Below are 20,011 nucleotides of genomic sequence, written 5' to 3'. Positions count from 1 at the left end.
CGCCCGCGCCCATCCAGCAGCTGCACCACTATGCGTACCGTGCCAAGGACGCGGAGGAAACGCGCCGTTTCTACGAGGACATCCTGGGCCTGCCGCTGTACCACATCATCCAGAGCGACGTGGTGCCCAGCACCGGCGAGTACTGCCCGTACACGCACTTCTTCTTCCGCCTGCAGGACGGCTCGTTCATCGCCTTCTTCGACCTGGGCGACGACGTGGCCGCGGAGCCCAGCCCCAACACGCCGAAGTGGGTCAACCACATCAGCTTTCGCGTGGACACGGTGCAGGAACTGGAGAACACCAAGGCGCGGCTGGAGGCCGCCGGCATCGAGGTGCTGGGCGTGACCGACCACCACATCTTCAAGAGCATCTACTTCTTCGATCCCAACGGCATCCGCCTGGAGCTCACCGCGCAGCTCGCCGACGAGTTCCAGATGCTGCAGGAGAGCAAGACCACGCACGCACGCCTGGCCGAGTGGACCGCGCGCAAGGAACAGTGGCGTCGTGAGCGCGCCGGGGGCAAGGCCGCTGCGCCACTCAAGCCACAGCAGAACGACCGGCCGGAGGTGGTGGTGCGCTCCTAGGTTTCTTGGTTTTGGCGTTGGCCTAGTCCGGTCCGGTCCGGTCGGCGAAGCCTGGGGTGTGGGGTGTTCTGCGCAGCGGGGTAAAGGAGGAGACGGCACCAGCCGTCGGGGGACACCCGCGGAGCAGAGCGCCCCGCGGCATCGAGCCCGCGAGGTCGTGGAGCGAAACAGAAGAGAGAAAGACAACGTGAAGACAACACACCCGAAGAGGAGCGACGCATGTCATTGACGGCATATCGAGAGACCGCCCACACCAACAGCTACGAGTTCACCAGCGGCGCAGGCTACGTGCTGCCGGAATACCCCTTCGTCGCGCCCCCGGAACTGCAGGGCGGCCCCACGGTGCGCCACCCGATCGTGATCGTGGGTGGTGGCATCACCGGTCTCACGCTGGCATGTTCCCTGGCGCGCCTGGGCGTGCGCGCGGTGCTGATCGACGAAGACAACACCGTGGGCGTGAAGGGTGCGTCCTCGCGCGGCATCTGCTACACACAGAAGTCGCTGGAAATCTTCGAGCGCCTGGGCATCTTCGAGCGCATCGCGGCCAAGGGCACGCAGTGGAGCGTGGGCCGCACCTTCGCGGGCGACGACGAGGTCTACAACTTCGATCTTCGCCAGCAAGGCGCCTTCCACCTCTCCAGCCAGCCGCCCTTCATCAACATCCAGCAGTTCTATATCGAGGCCTTCCTGGTCGATCGCATCCAGGAACTGGGCGGGGTCGAGTTGCGCTGGCAGAACCGCCTGACCGCTTTCGAGCAGAGCGCCGAATGCGCCACGCTCACCGTGGAGACGCCGGCGGGCCACTACCGCGTCGAAGCCGAACACGTGATCGACGCCACCGGCTCCAACAGCCCGCTGCGCAAATGGCTCAACGTGCCCTTCGACTCGCGCCGCGGCGACGACCGCTGGTGCATCGCCGACGTGCGCTTCACCACACACCCGCCGGTGGAGCGCCACACCTGGATCGAAGCCCCGTTCAATGAAAACCGCGCGGTCTGGCAACACCTGATGGCCGACAACGTCTGGCGCATCGACTACCAGATGGCCCCCAACGCCGACCCCGCCACCGTGAGCCGCGAAGACGTGGTGCGCGAGCGCCTGGCGCGCCAGTTCGGTCCCGACGTGGGCGTGGAAATCGTCTGGGTCGGCCCCTACGCCTACCGCAGCGAATGCGTGCACGCCATGCGCCATGGCCGCGTGTTCCTCATGGGCGATTCCGCCAAGGTGGTGAGCCCCTTTGGCGCGCGCGGTGGCAACACCGGCGTGGCCGACGCCGACAACCTGGCCTGGAAACTCGCCGCCGTGCAACGCGGCAAGGCCCACGCCGCCCTGCTGCAGAGCTACGAGGACGAACGCCTGGAAGCCGCGCAGCAGAACGTGTGCGTCACCAACCGCACGGCGCGTTTTCTGCGCCCCGCCGACGGCAGCGAACGCCTGTTCCGCTGCGCCGCCATCGGCCTGGCCAAACAGTTCCCCTTCGCGCGCAGCCTCATCAACACCGGGCGCATGGCCGTGGCCAATCCCTACAGCCGCTCCCGCGCCTGCACCTATGGGGATGGCAGCGCGGCCGGCCAGTCGGTGCAGAACGTGCCGTTCGCGTGGGCCGACGGCACGGCGGGCCAGGTCAACGACCTGCTGAACTGGGCCCGGGGCGACCTGCTGGTGCTGGCGTTCGGCCCACTCGCCCCCGCCGCCTTGCAACGCCTGCGCCGGCTCTGCCAGGACGCACCGGTGCGCAGCGTGCAGGTGCTCGGCGGCGATGCGCCCGCGCAAGCGGTGGAGCACGTGCGCGACCGGGAAGGCCAGTTGCAAGGCGCTTGCCAGGTGAGTAACTCCGGCTGGGCGCTGCTGCGGCCCGACGGCTACCTCGCCGCAACCGGTGACACCCTCAACGCCACATTGGTCGCGGCCATCGAACGCTCGCTCGGCCTGCAGGGAGACCAACCATGAACACCACCCTGAATTTCCAGGACGCCGACGCGTTCTACGAACAGTTGCTCGACGCACACGCGGGCCTCGGCCGCGAAGACGCCGAACTGCTCAACGCGCGCCTGATCCTGCTGCTGGCCAACCAGATCGGCGATGCGCAGGTGCTTCAGGAGTGCATCGCAGCGGCACAGCGCCTGCCTCGCTAAAATCGAGCGCTTCCCTGCTTTCCCAGACGGCATCCTGCGGGATGCCGTTTTCACTTTTGGCGCGCCCATGACCGACACCCTGAACCAGCCTGGCCTGCAATCCCTGGCCAAATCGTTCGAACCCGCCCCGCTCGAAGCCCGCTGGGGCCCCGAGTGGGAACAGCGCGGCTACGGCGTAGCGGGCTATCGCGGCACCGGCGCCCCCAAGGCGGATGCACCGGCCTTCGCCATCCAGCTACCGCCACCCAACGTGACCGGCACGCTGCACATGGGCCACGCGTTCAACCAGACCATCATGGACAGCCTCACGCGCTACCACCGCATGGCCGGCGCGAACACGCTCTGGGTGCCCGGCACCGACCACGCCGGCATCGCCACGCAGATCGTGGTGGAGCGCCAGTTGCAAGGCCAGGGCATCAGCCGGCACGACATGGGCCCCACGCCCGCCGAAGCGCGCAAGAACTTCGTGGCCAAGGTCTGGGAGTGGAAGGAACAGAGCGGCAACACCATCACCACGCAGATGCGCCGCATGGGCGACAGCGTGGACTGGAGCCGCGAGTACTTCACGATGGACGACAAGCTCTCACCCATCGTCACCGAAACCTTCGTGCGCCTGTACGAGCAGGGCCTGATCTACCGCGGCAAGCGCCTCGTCAACTGGGACCCGGTGCTCAAGTCCGCCGTGTCCGACCTGGAAGTGGAAAGCGAAGAGGAGGACGGTTTCCTCTGGCACATCGCCTACCCCTTGAGCGATGGCAGCGGCTCGCTCACCGTGGCCACCACCCGCCCCGAGACCATGCTGGGCGACGTGGCGGTCATGGTGCACCCGGAAGACGAGCGCTACACCGCGCTCATCGGCAAAACCGTGCGCCTGCCGCTGTGCGACCGCGATATCCCGGTGATCGCTGACGACTACGTGGACCGCGAATTCGGCACCGGCGTGGTGAAGGTCACGCCCGCGCACGACAACAACGACTATGCGGTCGGCCAGCGCCACAACCTGCCCATCATCGGCGTGCTCACGCTGGATGCGGTCATCAACGAGAACGCGCCCGCGAAGTACCAGGGCATGGACCGGTTCGTGGCGCGCAAGGCCGTGGTGGCCGACCTCGAAGCCGCCGGCCTGCTGGTGGAAACCAAGAAGCACAAGCTCATGGTGCCGCGTTGCGCGCGCACCGGGCAGGTGATCGAGCCCATGCTGACGGACCAGTGGTTCGTCGCCATGTCCAAGGTGAGCGAGTCCGATCCCACGGGCAAGTCGATTGCGCAGAAGGCCATCGACGCGGTGGCCTCGGGCGAGGTCAGCTTCGTGCCGGAGAACTGGGTCAACACCTACAACCAGTGGATGAACAACATCCAGGACTGGTGCATCTCGCGCCAGCTCTGGTGGGGCCACCAGATCCCGGCCTGGTACGACGAAGACGGCAACGTGATCGTGGCGCGCAACGAGGCCGAGGCGCAGGCCAAGGCACCGGGCAAAACGCTCACGCGCGACCCCGACGTGCTCGACACCTGGTACTCCTCGGCCCTGGTGCCCTTCAGCACCATGGGCTGGCCGAACCAGACCGACAACGCCACCGACGACTACAACCTCTACCTGCCCAGCACCGTGCTGGTGACGGGCTACGACATCATCTTCTTCTGGGTGGCCAGGATGATCATGCTGACGAGCCACTTCACCGGCCGCGTGCCGTTCAGGCACGTCTACATCCACGGCCTGGTGCGCGACGCGCAAGGCCACAAGATGAGCAAGAGCGAAGGCAACGTGCTCGACCCGGTGGACTTGATCGACGGCATCGCACTCCCGCCGCTGCTGGAAAAACGCACCACCGGCCTGCGCAAGCCCGAGACCGCGCCCAAGGTGCGCAAGCAGACCGAGAAGGAATTCCCCGAAGGCATTCCCGCCTACGGCGCGGACGCACTGCGCTTCACCTTCGCGGCGCTGGCCTCGCTGGGGCGCAGCATCAACTTCGACAGCAAGCGCTGCGAGGGTTACCGCAACTTCTGCAACAAGCTCTGGAACGCCACGCGCTTCACGTTGATGAATTGCGAGGGCTACGACTGTGGACTGAAGGAACACACCAAGGCCGAATGCGAACCGGGCGGTGCGTTCCACGGCTACATGCGCTTCAGCCAGGCCGACCGCTGGATCAGCTCGGTGCTGCAGAAGGTGGAAGCGGAAGTGGCCAAGGGCTTCGCCGAATACCGCCTGGACAACGTGGCCAACGCGCTCTACGACTTCGTCTGGAACGAGTTCTGCGACTGGTACCTGGAGATCGCCAAGGTGCAGATCCAGACCGGTGACGAAGCCCAACAGCGCGCCACGCGGCGCACGCTGATCCGCACGCTCGAGGCCATCCTGCGTCTGGCACACCCGATCATTCCCTTCATCACCGAAGAACTCTGGCAGAAGGTCGCGCCCGTGGCCGGCCTGTCCGGCGAATCGGTGAGCATCGCGCGCTACCCCGAGAGCCAGCCGAACAAGATCGACGAAGCGGCCATCGCCCACGTGGTCAAGCTCAAGTCCCTGGTCGACGCCTGCCGCACGCTGCGCGGTGAAATGAGCGTGTCACCGGCCACGCGGCTGCCGCTGTACGTGGTGGGTGACACCGACTTCATGCGCGCCGCCGGCCCGGTGCTGCAAGCATTGGCCAAGCTGAACGAAGTGCGCGTGTTCGACGACGAGGCCGCCTGGGCCGCCGCCGCGCAGGCCGCGCCCGTGGCGATGGTGGGCGAAGCGCGCCTGTGCCTGTTCATGGAAATCGACGTGGCGGCTGAAAAGACCCGTTTGGGCAAGGAAGCCACGCGCCTGGAAGGCGAGATCACCAAAGCCAACGGCAAGCTGTCCAACGAAGCCTTCGTGGCCAAGGCGCCACCGGCCGTGATCGATCAGGAAAAGAAACGCGTGGCCGATTTCAGCGCCACGTTGGTCAAAGTGCGCGAGCAACTGCAACGCCTGGGCGCATAAGAGTTTAGACGCGAGCGCCGGAACGCCTGCCAAGTGCGGGCAGAGAGGCTGGTGAGGAAACCTTCGCCAACGACTTCTCCGGCGCGAGGGGGAGTCTCATCGAGAGATATCGCGGAACCGGCTTTGCCGGGCCGCTGGTATCGCCCCCTTGAGGGGGTCGCGCGGAGCGCGGCGGGGGTGCTTCCTAGCTCCTGTGCATGGCGATGGAGCTCCACTGCGACGGAGACACCGCCTGCGGATCGCTCATCGTCTCCTGAAATTCAGGGGTGTCGAGCACCGAAAAATCGCTCACCCGTGGCTCGCCCTGCGCGTTTTCCGGTGACAGCGTTTCGTGAATGCGGTGCGCGATGTACCAGCTCGCGCGCAACTTGGCTTCGCGCGTGTGCGAACCCAGGCGCGGGGTGAGGTGCAGATTGGGAATGCCGTGCAGTGGCGTGCCTTCGGCCGCGAACTTGGGATTGGCGCCGTCCAGCAGGCAGGCGTCGATGCGTCCGTCGCACAGCGCCAGGGCCAAGGCCTCCGCATCGAACAGGGCACTGCGGCTCACGCCGACCCACAGCTGACCGGGCTTGCAATGGTTGAGCAGGCGCTCGTTGATCCAGCCCCGGTAGCGCGAGGCGTAGACCATCTGGAGCGAGATCGCGTCGGAATGGCTGAGCAGCTCCTGCAGCGTCACGGGCTCGACCTTGAGCTTGTCCCAGATGTCCGCCGCGTAGTGCACCGCCGGGTCGTAACCCAGCACGCGCACGCCCAGGCTGCGCAACATCGGCGCCAGGGTGTGGGCCACCGGCGCAAGGCCCAGCAGGCCCACGGTGCTGCCCGAGAGCTCGCGTCCCATGCGCACCTGGGAAATCGTGCGCCCCAGCAGCGCGCTGACCATGCCCCGGCGGTACAGCATCAGCAGGCCATAGAGCACGTATTCGGCGTTGGACCGCACGGTGGCGCTGCGGGCTTGCAGCACGCGCACGTGGCGCCGTGCGCAGGCGTCCAGATCGGTGTTGTCGCTGGAGATCTGCATGCGCGCCACGATCTCCAGCTTGGGCGCGAAATCCAGAAACTCCGCGGTCACCACCACATGCGGGGGCAACACGAGCGCGCGGCTCTTGTAGGTGTGCTTGCGCAGCTCCAGCGGGTCGTCGGCCAACTCCGGCCGGAAGGTCACCTCATGGCGCTCCTGCAACCAGGCCAACGCCTCGGGCACAAGAGGATCGAGCAGCAGGACTTCCATGGTGGCAGGGCTTCGAAGTGGGTGGGTTTCGGAATGCGCCTGCCTGTGTTCAGCGGCGCTTGAGCAGGCTGATGTGGTCGCCACCCACGGTTTCCTGCTGCACCAGCACATTGCCCGTCTGCTTGGCAAAGGCCTGGAAGTCGCGCACGGAGCCGGCGTCGGTCGAAATCACTTTCAGCGTCTGGCCGCTGAGCATGTCGGCCAGGGCCTTCTTCGCCTTGAGGATCGGCAATGGGCAATTCAGGCCGCGGGCATCGAGTTCTTTGTCAGCAGTCATGGGAGGGGGGATGTCAGGAAATGTGTGATTTTAAGCCGCACGGTGCGCAAACGCTCGATCGGTCTAGCGGGCGATATCTTCACGGAAAACGGGTTCATGCCCTTGCTGGCGCAGCCATTGCGCCAGCGCCAGGCCGGTACCGGCACGCCAACACAGCACCTCTTCGGGCTTCATCAGCTTGTAGTCCACCAGTTCGGGCGAGAGCCGCACTTCGCCATGCGCGCGGGCATGGTAGGTGATGATGACCTGGTTCATGCGCTGGAAATCGTGCACGGCGACGAGCGAGAGAGCGTCCACGGACAACGAGGTTTCTTCGGCGATCTCGCGCCGAATGCCTTCCTCGGGCGTCTCGCCCGCTTCCATGAAGCCGGTGATGAGGCCATACATCTTGCCGGGCCATGCCGCGTTGCGCGCCAGCAGGATGTGGCCTTCGAGCTCCACGATCGCACCGAGCACGGGCGTGGGGTTGTTCCAGTGCGTGTAGCCGCAAGCCGGGCAGCGCAGGCGCTCGACGAAGCCGCTGTCCTCCTGCTGCCCAATCAAGGCCAGCGGTGTCGCACACTGGGGGCAGAACCGAAACTCGGTGCTCATGTTCAAACCACCGCCGGTCAAGCGGGGAACACGCCGGTGGAGAGGTAACGGTCGCCCCGGTCGCACACGACGAAGACGATGGTGGCGTTCTCCACCGTGCGGGCCAGCTGCTGCGCGACCCAGCAGGCACCCGCCGCCGAGATGCCGCCGAAGATGCCCTCTTCGCGCGCCAGTTGGCGGCACATGGCTTCGGCGTCGCCCTGACTCACGTACACCAGTTCGTCCACCGTGCTCGGGTCGTAGATCTTGGGCAGGTATTCGGTGGGCCACTTGCGGATGCCCGGGATGCGCGAACCCTCGCTGGGCTGCGCGCCAATGATGCGGATGGCCGGGTTCTTTTCCTTGAGGAAACGCGACACGCCAGTGATGGTGCCGGTGGTGCCCATGGCGCTCACGAAATGGGTGATGCGCCCGCCCGTCTGCTCCCAGAGCTCCGGGCCGGTGGTTTCGTAGTGCACGCGCGGGTTGTCGGCGTTGGCGAACTGGTCGAGCACGCGGCCCTTGCCCTCGGCCTGCATCTTCTCGGCCAGGTCGCGCGCCGACTCCATGCCGCCGCTCTTGGACGTGAGGATGAGCTCGGCGCCAAAGGCCTTCATGGTCTGCGCGCGCTCAATGGACAGGTCCTCCGGCATGATCAGGACCATGCGGTAACCCTTGATCGCCGCAGCCATCGCCAGCGCGATGCCGGTGTTGCCCGAAGTGGCTTCGATCAGCGTGTCGCCCGGCTTGATGTCGCCGCGCTCTTCGGCCCGGCGGATCATGGACACGGCGGGCCGATCCTTCACCGAGCCCGCGGGGTTGTTGCCCTCCAGCTTGCCCAGGATCACGTTGCCGCGCTGTGTGTTGTCTGCCGCGCCGATGCGCTGCAGCGCCACCAGCGGCGTGTTGCCAATGGCGTCTTCAATCGTCGGATATTTCATTCCGTCACTGTGCCATAATTTCGATCCCCTTCCGATATGCCCGGGTGGTGAAATTGGTAGACGCGCCGGACTCAAAATCCGGTTCCGAAAGGAGTGTCGGTTCGATTCCGACCCCGGGCACCACATATAAAGCCGTGCAGGTAAGCCGCACGGCTTTTTTGTTGCCCGCTCGGTTCAGGCCAAGCCTTCCGCCACCGTGGGGTAGCGCAAGCGCAGGCCGAGTTCGCGCTTCATGCGTTCATTCGACAGCCGCCGCGACTCGCTCATGAAGCTCAGCAGCACCAGCGGCAACTGGTCGCCCGCCGCATCGCGCGCCACGCGCGGCGGCCGGGGCAGGCCGTACAGATCGGCCGCGAGATCGAAGTAGTCGCCCATCTTGAGTTCGGTGTCGTCCACCACGTTCACGTTGCGCTGTGGGCGGCCACGCCAGAGCGCGAGCACGCAGGCGCGGGCCAGGTCGTCGGCGTGGATGTGGTTGGTGTACACGTCGTCCTCGGCGCGCAGCACCGGCGTGCCGCGTTCCAGGCGGTTGCGTGGTGTCCCGCCGTCGCGGTCGGGCGCATAGATGCCCGGGATGCGCAAGGCCGTGGTGCGCACGCCGCTGGCGCGGCCGAACCAGTGCAGCGCCGCCTCGGCATCCACCCGGCGCCAGGCGCGCGGCGTGATCGGCTGCACCGGTGTGGCCTCGCTGGTCCAGCGTCCCTGGCGGTCGCCATACACACCGCTGGTGGAGCCATACACCACCACCGCGGGCAGCGACCGTTGCCGCAGCGCCTGGGTCAGCGTGCGGGTGCGCGGATCGAGCCGCCAGTCGGTCTGCTCGCCAGACGGCGGCGGCGCCAGGTGCAGCACGCGCGTGGCCAGGCCGGCGAGGCGGCGCAGGCTGCGCGCGTCGTCCAGGTCGCCCTGCAGCGGGGTGATGCCTTGTGCGCGCAACGCGGGGGCCCGCGCGGGGCTGGAGGTGAGCGCCAGCAGACGCACGCGCCCGCCACCACCCAGGGCCTGTGCGGCGCGCTGGCCGACATCACCACAACCCACGATCAGGACCCGTTCACGCCGGAAGCGTGCGGGCAAAGCGCCGAGAAGGCTCATGCGAAATCCGAATTTGAGACAATGGCCGGTTGCTGTGAGCGCCCGTGCGCTGCCGGCCTTTCCATTTTTCAACGTGCCAGTATGACATTCACGATCACCGTCGAGCCCAGTGGGCGCACCTTCACCGCCGAGCCCGATGAGGCCATGCTCGCCGCGGGCATCCGCCAGGGCATCGGATTGCCCTATGGCTGCAAGGACGGGGCCTGCGGTTCCTGCAAATGCAAACTGGTGTCGGGCAGCGTCACGCACAGCCACCACCAGCCCAAGGCGCTGAGTGCCGACGAAGAAGCCGCCGGCTATGTGCTGACCTGCTGCGGCGTGGCCCACAGCGATGTGGTGCTCGAATCGCGCCAGGTGACCGAAGCCGGCGCGTTCCCGATCAAGAAGATGCCCGTGCGCGTGAACGCGCTGGAACGCGCCTCGCACGACGTGATCGTGCTGCGCCTGCAACTGCCCGCGAGTGACGCCTTCCAGTACCACGCCGGCCAGTACGTGGAGTTCCTGCTGCGCGACGGCGACCGCCGCAGCTATTCCATGGCCAACGCGCCCCACACGCAGACCGTGCAACCGGGCCTGGAGCTGCACCTGCGCCACATGCCGGGCGGCAAGTTCACCGACCACGTGTTCAGCGCGATGAAGGAAAAAGACATCCTGCGCATCGAAGGCCCGTACGGCAGCTTCTTCCTGCGCGAAGACAGCGACAAGCCGATCGTGCTGCTGGCCTCGGGCACCGGTTTCGCGCCGATCAAGGCGGTGATCGAGCACATGCAGCACAAGGGCATCACCCGCCCCACCACGGTGTACTGGGGAGGCCGCCGCCCGGCCGACCTGTACCAGAACGCCTGGCTGGAAGCGCGCGTGGCCGAGATGCCGAACCTGCGCTACGTGCCGGTGGTGTCCGACGCGCTGCCCGAGGACGCGTGGAGCGGCCGCACCGGCTTCGTGCACCAGGCCGTGCTGCAGGACTTCCCCGATCTCTCGGGCCATGAGGTGTATGCCTGCGGCGCGCCCATCGTGGTCGAATCGGCGCACCGCGATTACGTGGCGAAGGCCGGTTTGCCCGATGAAGCTTTCTTTGCCGATTCGTTCACCAGCGCCGCGGACAAAGTGGACTGAACCCTTTCGACACAACAACGGAGACAACGACATGCTGAACCGCCGCCAACTGATCACCCGCACCGCCCTGGCCTCGGCCAGCGTCGCCCTGCCCGGCTTCGCGCTAGCGCAGACGAACGTCACCCGCATCGTGGTGCCCTTCGCGGCGGGTGGTCCCATCGACGTGACGGCGCGCATCGTCGCCGACGCGGTCAAGGGAGCGCTCGGCACGGTGATCGTGGAGAACCGGCCAGGTGCGGGCGGCAACATCGGCATGACCGCGGTGGCCAAGGCGCCGGCCGACGGCCTCACGCTGGGCATTGCCACCACCGCTTCGCACGGCATCAACCCCTGGCTGTTCAAGCAGTTGCCGTACGACCCGACCAAGGACTTCGCCGGCATCACGCAGATGCTGAGCGTGCCCAACGTGCTGGTGATGAACGCCGAGACCGCCGCGCGCCTGAAGATCAACACGGTGGCCGACCTGATCGCGTACGGCAAGGCCAACCCGGGCAAGCTCAACTACGGCTCCGGCGGCAATGGCAGCGCGGGGCACCTCGCGGGCGAGCTGCTGAAGAACCAGGCCGGCATCTACGCCGTGCACATTCCGTACAACGGCGGCAACCCGGCGCAGCTGGGCCTGCTCTCGGGCCAGGTCGACTTCAACATCGACAACCTCGCCACCGCCGCCACCAACATCCGCTCGGGCAAGCTCAAGGCCCTGGCCGTGACCACCGCACTGCGCAGCAGCGTGATGCCCGACGTGCCCACCGTGGCCGCCACCCTGCCCGGCTTCGAGATCGACACCTGGTGGGGCCTGGTCGTCCCGGCCGGCACCTCGGCGGACACCGTGCGCAAGCTCAACACCGCGTTCAACGACGCGCTGAAGTCGGCCGAGGTGAAGACGCGCTTCGCCCAGCTGTTCGCCGAGCCGACACCGAACACACCCGAACAATTCGACGACTTCATGAAGCGCGAGCGCGCGAAGTACGAGCGCATGGTCAAGCTCTCGGGCGCGAAGGTCGACTGAACACGCGGCATTCGTGGCGTAAAAAAGCCCCGCCGAAGCGGGGCTTTTTCGTGGGCGCGTGGCGCGGCACTCAACCCAGTTGCACCGGCACGAAGATCTGGTCGCCATCGCGCTGGATCAACAGCGCCAGCGACTGCTTGGCGCGGCCCAGCAGCGCACGCACCTGCTCGACGCTCTGCACCTTCTCGCCATTCACGGCGAGCAACACGTCGCCCTGTTGCACGCCGGCCAGTGCGGCCGGCCCTTGCGCGTCCTGCACCAGCAGGCCGCCGTCCACGCCGACCGCGCGTTGCTCCTGCGGCGCCAGCGGACGCAGCGCCAGACCGAGTCGGCCCTGGTCGGTCGCGTTCTTGTTGGCGGCAACTGCTTCCGCTTTGGCGCTGGCATCACCCAGCTGCGCGTTCAGGTTGACGGCCTTGCCCTGGCGCCACACATCCAGCTGCACCTTGTCGCCCGGCAAGGACTGGCCAATGAACGCGGGCAGATCGCCCGAGCCGACGATGGGCTGGCCGTTCACCTCGCGGATCACGTCGCCCACCTTCAAACCGGCCTTGTCCGCAGGGCCGCCCGGCTCCACGCTGGAGACCAGCGCGCCCGCGGCCTTGTCGAGCTTGAAGGACTCCGCCAGGGTCTGGTTCACCTCCTGCACCGACACGCCCAGGCGTGCGTGGCTGGCCTTGCCGGTGGCCACGATCTGGTCTTTCACCTTGAGCGCGGTCTCCATCGGGATCGCGAACGACAGCCCCTGGTAACCGCCGGTGTGGCTGTAGATCTGCGAATTGATGCCGACCACTTCGCCACGTGCGTTGAACAGCGGGCCACCGGAGTTGCCCGGGTTCACCGCCACGTCGGTCTGGATGAAGGGCACAAAGCTGTCGTCGGGCAGCGAACGGCCCTTGGCGCTGACCACGCCAGCGGTGACACTGTTCTCGAAACCAAACGGCGCGCCGATGGCCAGCACCCACTCGCCCACCTTCAGGTCTTTCGTGTTGCCCAGCGGCACCACGGGCAGGTCCTTGGCATCGATGCGCAGCACCGCCACGTCGGTCTTGGGGTCCGAGCCCAACACCTTGGCGACGAATTCGCGGCGGTCGGTGAGTTTGACGGTCACGCGCTGCGCGTTGCGCACGACGTGGGCATTGGTCAGCACCAGGCCATCGGCGCTGATGATGAAACCCGAACCCTGGCCGCGCGATGGCGCCTCACGGCCGCCTTGTGCGCCCGGTCCCTGGAAGCGTTTGAAGAATTCGAAAAACGGGTCGTTGGGGTCGATGCCGGGGAGCTGGTTGGAGGCCTGTTGCTGCTCGTCGGCACCGGCTTTGCCGATCACGCTGATGTTGACCACGGCCGCGCCGTGGCGCTGCGCGATCTGCGAGAAGTCGGGCAAGGCGGCACCGGCCAGCATCGGCGCCTGTTGGGTGGCCACGGGTGCGTTCGCGTTCGCAGCCGCACTGGCGTGCGTGCCCGTGACCAGGCCCACACTGGCGCCACCCACAATGCCCGCGGCCGCCAGGGACAGCACCAGGCGCGTCGCGGTGAGAGACAAGGTTTTCATGAGAGCTCCTTCAGCAAGGACAGGTTGAACATGTCCTTGAATATGGGCCCTCAGAGTTAGACAGTTCTTAACCCCAGCCCGATGCGCAGTCCGCCCAGGCGCGGTGACCGATCGAGCTGCAGGCTGCTGCCGTGCAGTTGCGCAATGGCATTGGCAATGGCCAGGCCCAGGCCGCTGCCGTTGGCGGCCGAGCCCGGCAGGCGGTAGAAGCGGTCGAGCACGCGGGCGCGATCGGCATCGGGAATGCCGGGGCCGCTGTCTTCCACCGACAGCACGAGTTGGTCCGCTTCGCGCCGCACCGTCACGTCCACCGTGCCGCCTTCGGGGGTGTACTTGAGTGCGTTGTCCACCAGGTTGCCGAGCAGGATGCGCAGCGGCTCCGCGTGGCCGTTGACCTGCCCTGCATCGGCCTGCCCCATGCCCAGATCGATGCGGCGCGCGGTGGCCCGCGGCACCGCGTCGGCGATCACCTGCGCCGCGAGTTCGGCCAGCGACACGGGTCGCGCAGGCTCGCCGCTCGAGGGTTGCGCCTGTTGGCGCGCGAGCATCAGCAGCTGTTCCACCAGGTGCGTGGCGCGGTCGATGCCGGCGAGCAAACGCTCCACCGCCACCTGGCGTGTGGCGTCGTCGCGCGCGCGCTGCAGGCCTTGGGCTTGCAAGCGCAGCGCGGCCAGCGGCGTGCGCAATTCGTGCGCGGCTTCGGCCACGAAGTTCTTCTGCGCATCGAAGGCCTGGCGCACACGTCCGAACAGCAGGTTGAGTTCGTGCACCAGGGGCTGGATCTCGTCCGGCAGGCCCGCCTCGCTCACTTCGGCGAGTTCGTCGGCCTCGCGCGCGGCCACCTGCCGCCGCACGCGCGCCACTGGCGTGAGCGACACGCTCACCACGGCCCAGGCCACCAGCATGAGCAGCGGTGCCATCCAGGCGATCGGCAGCACGGTGCGCCAGGCCAGCGCGCGCGCCATGGTCTGTCGCGGCCGCATGTCCTGCGCCACCTGGATCACTTGCGCGCGCGATTGCATCGAGTACACGCGGTACGGCGTGCCGTCGACCTCGACGTTGGAGAAACCCAGCACCGCGCGCTGTGGCAGGTCGGCGCGTGTGCCGGACTGGAACACGCGCAGGCCGTCGCTGGTCCAGACCTGCACGAAGAAGTCGAACGCGTCGGGCGGCAACCCGGGCTCGTCCATCGGCGAAGGCGCGCCCGGGGGCATGACACCGGCGCGCAGTGCCTGCGCCATCTGCTCCATGTGGTAGTCGAAGATGCCGTCGGCCTCCGCCCTCGCCTGCCGGTAGACCACCGCCACCTGCAGGCCCGCCGCGAGCACGATGGCCAGCAGCAGCAAGCCGATCAGGCGCGCGCGCAGCGAATGCGTGTGCAGCCTCATGCCTTGGGCACCATGTAGCCGACGCCGCGCACGTTCTGGATCAGACCCGCGCCGAGCTTCTTGCGCACGCCGTGGATGTAGACCTCGACCGCGTTGCTGCTCACGTCGTCTTTCCAGCCGTAGAGTTTTTCTTCGAGCTGCGCGCGCGAGAGCACGCGCCCGGGGCGCGCGATCAAGGGTTCGAGCACGGCCCATTCGCGCGCCGAGAGCACCACCGGCTCGCCCTGCAGGGTCACCTCGCGCGTGGCGGTGTTGATGCTCACGCCCATGTGCTCGTACACCGGCTCGGCGCGGCCCGATGCGCGGCGCAGCAGGGCGCGGATGCGCGCGAGCAGTTCGTCGAGGTCGTAGGGTTTGAGGATGTAGTCGTCGGCACCGGCGTCCAACCCTTGCACACGCTGCTGCACCGAGTCGCGCGCGGTGGCGATGAGCACCGGCACACGGTTCTTGCGCGCGCGCAGTTCGCGCAGCACGTCCAGGCCATCGCGGCGCGGCAGGCCGAGATCGAGCAGGATGAGGTCGTAGGTTTCGGCTTGCGCCGCGGTGGCGGCCATCTCGCCGTCGCGCACCCAGTCGACCGCGTAGTGCTCGGCGCGCAGCAGGTCCAGCACCGCTTCACCAATCATGGTGTCGTCTTCGACCAGCAACAGCCTCATGGAAATGTTCTCTCCAGGTCCGAGGGTTGTCGAATGCCCCGACGGGGCACCCCACATCCATGATGCAGGGTTTCGCTTAGGTCGATCTTAGGCGCCTGCCAGCAACTTCTTCACGTCGCCCGCCAGCGCCGCCGCGCCGCTGCCATAACGGTTGTACAGGCGGATGCGGCCCTGCGGGTCGTACACGTAGCTGCCAGCCGAGTGGTCCATGGTGTAGCTCGAGGGCGTGGGACCATCGACCTTCTTGTAGTAGATCTTGAAGCTCTTGGCGAGCGCGGGCAATCCGTCGGGCGCGGCGTACAGGGCGAGGAAGGTCGGGTCGAAGTTGGCCACGTACTGCTTCATCACCTCGGGCGTGTCGCGCTCCGGGTCGACGCTGACAAACAGGCCTTGCAGGCGATCGCCATCCGCGCCCAGCAGGCGCTTGGCTTCTGCCATCTCGCTCATCGAGGTCGGGCACACGTCAGGGCACTGCGTGAAGCCAAAGAAGATCACGACCGCCTTACCCTTGAAATCGGCCAGCGTGCGCGGCTGGCCGTTGTGGTCGGTGAGCGAGAAGCCGGTGGCGTAGTCGGCGCCGGTGATGTCGATGCCGGAGAACGCGGCAGGGGCGTCGGCCTTGTCGGTGCAGGCGGCCAGACCCAGCGTGCCCAGGCTCAGTGCGAGAAGTTGTCGGCGGTTCATGGAGACCCTAGAGGTAGTGATCCACCAGCAGCGCGGCAAACAGCACCGCGAGGTGGATCAGGGAAAAGCGGAAGGTCTTGCGCGCGAGCGCATCGGAATAGTTGCGCCAGAGCGCGAAGGCGTAAGCGCAGAAGCCGATGCTCAAGACCACGGCCACGACCAGATAGATGTAGCCGCTCATGCGCATCACGAAAGGCATGAGGCAGGCCGCAAACAGCACGACGGTGTAGAGCAGGATCTGCACGCGCGTGAACTCGGAGCCGTGCGTGACCGGCAACATCGGCAGGCCGGACTTGCGGTAGTCCTCGACGCGGTAGAGCGCCAGCGCCCAGAAGTGCGGTGGCGTCCAGAGGAAGATGATGAGGAAAAGAATCAGCGCTTCGGGCGCGACCACACCGGTCATGGCGGCCCAGCCCAGCACCGGCGGCATGGCACCCGAGGCACCGCCGATCACGATGTTCTGCGGCGTCAGCGGCTTGAGGATCACGGTGTAGACCACCGCGTAACCGACGAAGGTGGCGAAGGTCAGCCACATGGTCAGCGGGTTGACAAGGAAGTACAACACCGCCGAACCGGTCGCGCACAGCACGGCCGAGAACGTGAGCGTGCCCGCGTTCGAAAGCTGCCCTTTGGCGGTGGGGCGCCAGGCTGTGCGCTTCATCTTCGCGTCGATGTGCTGCTCGACCACGCAGTTGAATGCCGCCGCGGCACCGGCCACGAGCCAGATGCCGAAGCAGGCGATGGCTGCGAGCTGCACTTGCGCCCAGGTGGGCAAGCCGGGCACGGCCAGCACCATGCCGATCAGCGCGCAGAACACGATGAGCTGGATCACGCGCGGCTTGGTCAGCGCGTGGTACTGGCGCCAGACCGGGGGCAGCGCCGCAGCAACGGGTGGGGTGGATGCGGGGTTCATCGGATCGGGGTGGACAGGTGCATGGGAGAAGCGGAAGAAGCCGGGTCGCGCTCGCTCGCGCGGCGCGTGCCGCAGAGTGCGCCGGTGAGCACGATCACGAGCGCGGCCGCGCCGCCCGTGTGGCCCACGGCGGCCAACAGCGGCCAGTCGAGCACGACGTTGGTCAGGCCGCTGGCGAACTGCCAGGCGGCCAGCAGCAGCAGCGCGCGCGCTGTCGGGCGCATGCCCGCCACACGCCACAGACGCCAACCGAGCCACAACATGGCGGCCAGCACGGCGTAGGCCATGAGCCGGTGCACATAGTGGATGGCGGTGAGCGCGGGGAAGGTGATGGCGTCGCCCAGGTGGTTCATGCCGAGTTCGCGCCAGAGCGTGAAACCTTCGCGCAGGTTCATGGCCGGCCACCAACTGCCCTGGCAGGTCGGGAATTCGCTGCAGGCCAGCACCGCGTAGTTGGTGCTGACCCAGCCACCGAGCGCGATCTGCAACCACAACAGGGCACACACGCCCACCAGCGCCCAGCGCAAGCGGCCCGGCAAGCCCACAGGGCCGGGGTTGCCAGGCGCGGCCAGTGCGTAACCCGTGGCTTGCGCGCGCAACAGCGCGAGCAACACCAGGCCACCCAGCAGGTGCAGCGTGACGATGGCCGGGAACAGTTTCATGGTGACGGTGAGCGCGCCAAACGCGCCCTGCAGGCACACCCACACCAGCGTGAACAAGGGCCAGGCGTACGACACGCTCAGGCGCTTGCGCTCGAACCAGCTCACGAGCGAGAGCACCAGGATCAGCACGCCCACCGAGGTGGCGAGGTAGCGGTGGATCATTTCGATCCACGCCTTGGAGAAGGTGACCGGGCCGTGGGGCATGGCCTCCTGTGCGGCGGCGATCGACGTGCTCGCACCCACCGGGCTGAGGCTGCCATAGCACCCCGGCCAGTCGGGGCAGCCGAGGCCGGAATCGGTCAGTCGGGTGAAGGCGCCGAACAGGACCAGATCGAAGGTCAGGAACAGCGTGACCAGGGTCAACACACGCAGGCGCTGTGCGGGCGGCGCGTGGCGGTTGCGCACCCAGACCCAGGCCAGCGGCCCGAGCGCGATCACCACGCCCAGGAACATCATGCGGGCGATGGGAGTCAGGTCGTACAGGGGTTGGGCGTCCATGTCAGTGCGCCACGGCGCGTCCTTCTTTGTCCCAGAAGGCCGAGGCGCGCAGCAGTTGGCCAAGGTCGCGTTTGGCCTGCGCGGGGTCGAGCTTGGCGGGGAAACGCATCATCCAGTTGCCCAGCGGGTCGACCACGTACAGGTGGTCTTCGATCTTCTGGCCAGGCGCGGGTTGCAACCAGGCCGCCACGGCCTGGGCATCCACCTGCAGCACCTGCGCGGCCGCGGTGGCCTTCTGCAAGGCCTCGGACACGGCCGCGTCGCCGGTGCGCAGCCAGACCCAGTCCAGCCGTTCCTTTTCGCGCCCCAGCGTTTCACGCAGCTGGCGCTGCAGGTACAGGTGTTCCACGCAGGCATCGTTGCACGTGCTGTCGGCCACGCTCACGAGCAGCCATTGGTCTTTCAGCGAGGTCAAGGGCACGGTACGCCCCTGCGCGTCGATACCGGTCCAGGCGGGCATCGGGCGCTGCGGGTCGATCAGCTCGCCGTAGTTGCGGCGGCCCTCCGGGCGGATCACGTAGTAGGCGAGGTACGAGGCAATGACGGGCGCGGCACACACCAGCAGCACGCCCAGCATCTTCCAGCGGCCCTTGCGCGTGCTGGCGGCGGCATCGGCGCTGGCCTGGTCCAGTTGCGGCAGGCTGTGCACGGTCAGGGTCAGAGGTTCATCGGGCGTCTGTGCCATGGGGTCTGCGCTTTCGGCGGGGAGAGAGAATTTGGAACCAGAGATAGAGCAAGCCCGCGAGGGCACAGAGCGCAAACCACTGGAAGGCGTAGCCATGGTGCTTGCTCACGTCGACCGCGAAGCGCGGCCATTCGCGCAACAGGCCGTCATCGGCGGTGGCATCGGTCTGCAGAACGGACACGCCCAGCAGGGGCAGCCCGGTTTCCTGCGCGTAGGCTGTGAGGTCGATATTTTGCCGGATCGTTCCCGCGCCGGCGTCGCCCAGCTGGTATAGCTTGCCGGGGGGCGGGGCCAATCGGCCTTCGAGCTGGATACGGCCTTCGGGGGTAGCGACATCGGGCACCTGGGTGCGGTCGTTGAAGTCGCGCGGCACCCAGCCACGCTGCACCAGCACCACGCGCTCGCTGCCGTCCAGCCGCAGCGGGGTGAGCACGAAGAAGCCCACCCGCGTGTTCATCTGGCGGTTGTCGAGAAACACGGTGTGACCGGGCACCCAGGTGCCCGCCAGGCGCACCGGGCGGTGCACACCCACCTGCGGATCTGCCGCGTCCAGCAGATCGCGGGTGCTCCAGGCCGCCAGCGCACCGCGCTCGTCGACCAGCGCCTGCAAGGCCAGCTTCTGCACCGCGCGGTCCAGTTGCCACAGGCCCAGCGAGGCGGTTGCGGCCATGGTGAGCGCGGTCGCGGCCGTCACGATCCAGAAGCGCCAGGTCGAGCGTTGCACGTTCATGCCTCGCCCTTCTTGCAGGCCCGTGCGTGGCATCGGGCGGTGCCGTGGACGCGGATAATGAGGCGCATGAAGTACCTGGTCATCGCGGCATTCGTTGCCATCATTGGAAGTCTCGCCGCCGCCCTGGTGTACATGATGCGCGGCGGCAGCGACACCGAGGAAGACGGCACGCCGCGCAAGAACCACATGGCACGGGCGCTGGCGTTTCGGGTCGGGTTTTCCATCCTGCTCTTCGTGGTGGTGCTCATCAGCTACCTGATGGGCTGGATACAGCCGACCGGGTTGCCGCTGCGCGGTTAGGTCGATCAGGCCCGGTCAGC

General features: G+C 67.2%; 20 protein-coding genes and 1 tRNA gene. 8 read left to right on the top strand and 13 right to left on the bottom strand.

The genetic code is table 11. The annotated features are described in order from the left end of the window. The 4 genes from FFS09_RS27230 to FFS09_RS27215 all read left to right on the top strand — a co-directional run. A partial coding sequence (locus FFS09_RS27230) for a VOC family protein (protein WP_137922048.1) occupies positions 1-584 on the top strand: 584 nt, incomplete at its 5' end. A gap of 219 nt (positions 585-803) precedes the next feature. Continuing rightward, the gene (locus FFS09_RS27225; protein ID WP_137922047.1) at positions 804-2,534 is read left to right on the top strand and encodes an FAD-dependent oxidoreductase; all 1,731 of its coding nucleotides are present in this window, start codon (positions 804-806) and stop codon (positions 2,532-2,534) included. Then, on the top strand, positions 2,531-2,719 hold the full coding sequence (locus FFS09_RS27220) for a DUF2783 domain-containing protein (protein WP_137922046.1): 189 nt from the start codon (positions 2,531-2,533) through the stop codon (positions 2,717-2,719). Before FFS09_RS27225 ends, FFS09_RS27220 begins: the two co-directional genes overlap by 4 nt. 67 nt (positions 2,720-2,786) lie before the next feature. After that, positions 2,787-5,687, top strand: coding sequence for a valine--tRNA ligase (locus FFS09_RS27215; protein ID WP_137922045.1), 2,901 nt, complete (start codon positions 2,787-2,789; stop codon positions 5,685-5,687). Positions 5,688-5,871: 184 nt separating this feature from the next. Here FFS09_RS27215 and FFS09_RS27210 read toward each other — a convergent pair whose 3' ends face one another. The 4 genes from FFS09_RS27210 to cysM all read right to left on the bottom strand — a co-directional run bounded on the left by FFS09_RS27210 (position 5,872) and on the right by cysM (position 8,703). After that, complete coding sequence (locus tag FFS09_RS27210) at positions 5,872-6,915, bottom strand: NAD(P)-dependent oxidoreductase (RefSeq protein ID WP_137922044.1); 1,044 nt, start codon at positions 6,913-6,915, stop codon at positions 5,872-5,874. A 49-nt stretch (positions 6,916-6,964) separates the two neighbouring features. Continuing rightward, on the bottom strand, positions 6,965-7,192 hold the full coding sequence (locus FFS09_RS27205) for a sulfurtransferase TusA family protein (protein ID WP_137922043.1): 228 nt from the start codon (positions 7,190-7,192) through the stop codon (positions 6,965-6,967). 63 nt (positions 7,193-7,255) lie between these two features. Continuing rightward, complete coding sequence (locus FFS09_RS27200) at positions 7,256-7,783, bottom strand: NUDIX hydrolase (RefSeq protein WP_137922042.1); 528 nt, start codon at positions 7,781-7,783, stop codon at positions 7,256-7,258. A 17-nt stretch (positions 7,784-7,800) separates the two neighbouring features. Then, on the bottom strand, positions 7,801-8,703 hold the full coding sequence (cysM, locus tag FFS09_RS27195; RefSeq protein WP_137922041.1) for a cysteine synthase CysM: 903 nt from the start codon (positions 8,701-8,703) through the stop codon (positions 7,801-7,803). 38 nt (positions 8,704-8,741) lie between these two features. On the opposite strand from cysM, the gene FFS09_RS27190 reads away from it, so the two are divergent. Next, positions 8,742-8,826: transfer RNA gene (locus FFS09_RS27190), tRNA-Leu, on the top strand. A 51-nt stretch (positions 8,827-8,877) separates the two neighbouring features. Here the strand turns inward: FFS09_RS27190 and FFS09_RS27185 are convergent. Next, complete coding sequence (locus tag FFS09_RS27185; RefSeq protein ID WP_137922040.1) at positions 8,878-9,795, bottom strand: SDR family oxidoreductase; 918 nt, start codon at positions 9,793-9,795, stop codon at positions 8,878-8,880. 81 nt (positions 9,796-9,876) lie between these two features. Here FFS09_RS27185 and FFS09_RS27180 point away from each other — a divergent pair, with 81 nt between their 5' ends. After that, a complete protein-coding gene (locus tag FFS09_RS27180) occupies positions 9,877-10,911 on the top strand; it encodes a CDP-6-deoxy-delta-3,4-glucoseen reductase (RefSeq protein ID WP_137922039.1) in 1,035 nt (344 codons plus the stop codon). A gap of 31 nt (positions 10,912-10,942) precedes the next feature. Next, the gene (locus tag FFS09_RS27175) at positions 10,943-11,920 is read left to right on the top strand and encodes a Bug family tripartite tricarboxylate transporter substrate binding protein (protein WP_137922038.1); all 978 of its coding nucleotides are present in this window, start codon (positions 10,943-10,945) and stop codon (positions 11,918-11,920) included. Between the two features lie 70 nt (positions 11,921-11,990). On the opposite strand, the gene FFS09_RS27170 is transcribed toward FFS09_RS27175, so the two are convergent. The 8 genes from FFS09_RS27170 to FFS09_RS27135 form a co-directional block, all read right to left on the bottom strand. Continuing rightward, complete coding sequence (locus tag FFS09_RS27170; RefSeq protein ID WP_137922037.1) at positions 11,991-13,475, bottom strand: Do family serine endopeptidase; 1,485 nt, start codon at positions 13,473-13,475, stop codon at positions 11,991-11,993. 56 nt (positions 13,476-13,531) lie between these two features. Continuing rightward, positions 13,532-14,863 (bottom strand): ATP-binding protein, encoded by a 1,332-nt coding sequence (locus FFS09_RS27165; protein ID WP_137922036.1) that lies wholly within the window; start codon positions 14,861-14,863, stop codon positions 13,532-13,534. Next, entirely contained in the window at positions 14,860-15,519 is a 660-nt protein-coding gene (locus FFS09_RS27160; RefSeq protein WP_137922035.1) for a response regulator, read from the bottom strand. The genes FFS09_RS27165 and FFS09_RS27160 overlap by 4 nt, the downstream gene beginning before the upstream one ends. 87 nt (positions 15,520-15,606) lie before the next feature. Continuing rightward, a complete protein-coding gene (locus tag FFS09_RS27155; protein WP_137922034.1) occupies positions 15,607-16,203 on the bottom strand; it encodes an SCO family protein in 597 nt (198 codons plus the stop codon). A 7-nt stretch (positions 16,204-16,210) separates the two neighbouring features. Next, entirely contained in the window at positions 16,211-17,116 is a 906-nt protein-coding gene (gene cyoE, locus FFS09_RS27150; protein ID WP_137922033.1) for a heme o synthase, read from the bottom strand. Continuing rightward, complete coding sequence (locus FFS09_RS27145) at positions 17,113-18,276, bottom strand: COX15/CtaA family protein (protein WP_137922032.1); 1,164 nt, start codon at positions 18,274-18,276, stop codon at positions 17,113-17,115. Before FFS09_RS27145 ends, cyoE begins: the two co-directional genes overlap by 4 nt. 1 nt (position 18,277) lies before the next feature. Next, entirely contained in the window at positions 18,278-18,961 is a 684-nt protein-coding gene (locus FFS09_RS27140; protein WP_137922031.1) for an SCO family protein, read from the bottom strand. After that, entirely contained in the window at positions 18,942-19,691 is a 750-nt protein-coding gene (locus tag FFS09_RS27135) for an SURF1 family protein (protein ID WP_137922030.1), read from the bottom strand. The genes FFS09_RS27140 and FFS09_RS27135 overlap by 20 nt, the downstream gene beginning before the upstream one ends. Positions 19,692-19,757: 66 nt before the next feature. On the opposite strand from FFS09_RS27135, the gene FFS09_RS27130 reads away from it, so the two are divergent. Beyond that, positions 19,758-19,991, top strand: a complete 234-nt coding sequence (locus tag FFS09_RS27130) for a twin transmembrane helix small protein (RefSeq protein ID WP_137922029.1) — start codon at positions 19,758-19,760, stop codon at positions 19,989-19,991. Positions 19,992-20,011 lie beyond the last annotated feature (20 nt).

This window comes from Hydrogenophaga sp. 2FB, assembly GCF_005503365.1.
In the GTDB taxonomy this organism is placed as follows: domain Bacteria; phylum Pseudomonadota; class Gammaproteobacteria; order Burkholderiales; family Burkholderiaceae_C; genus Hydrogenophaga.
This window is presented reverse-complemented; position numbering and strand designations above follow the sequence as displayed.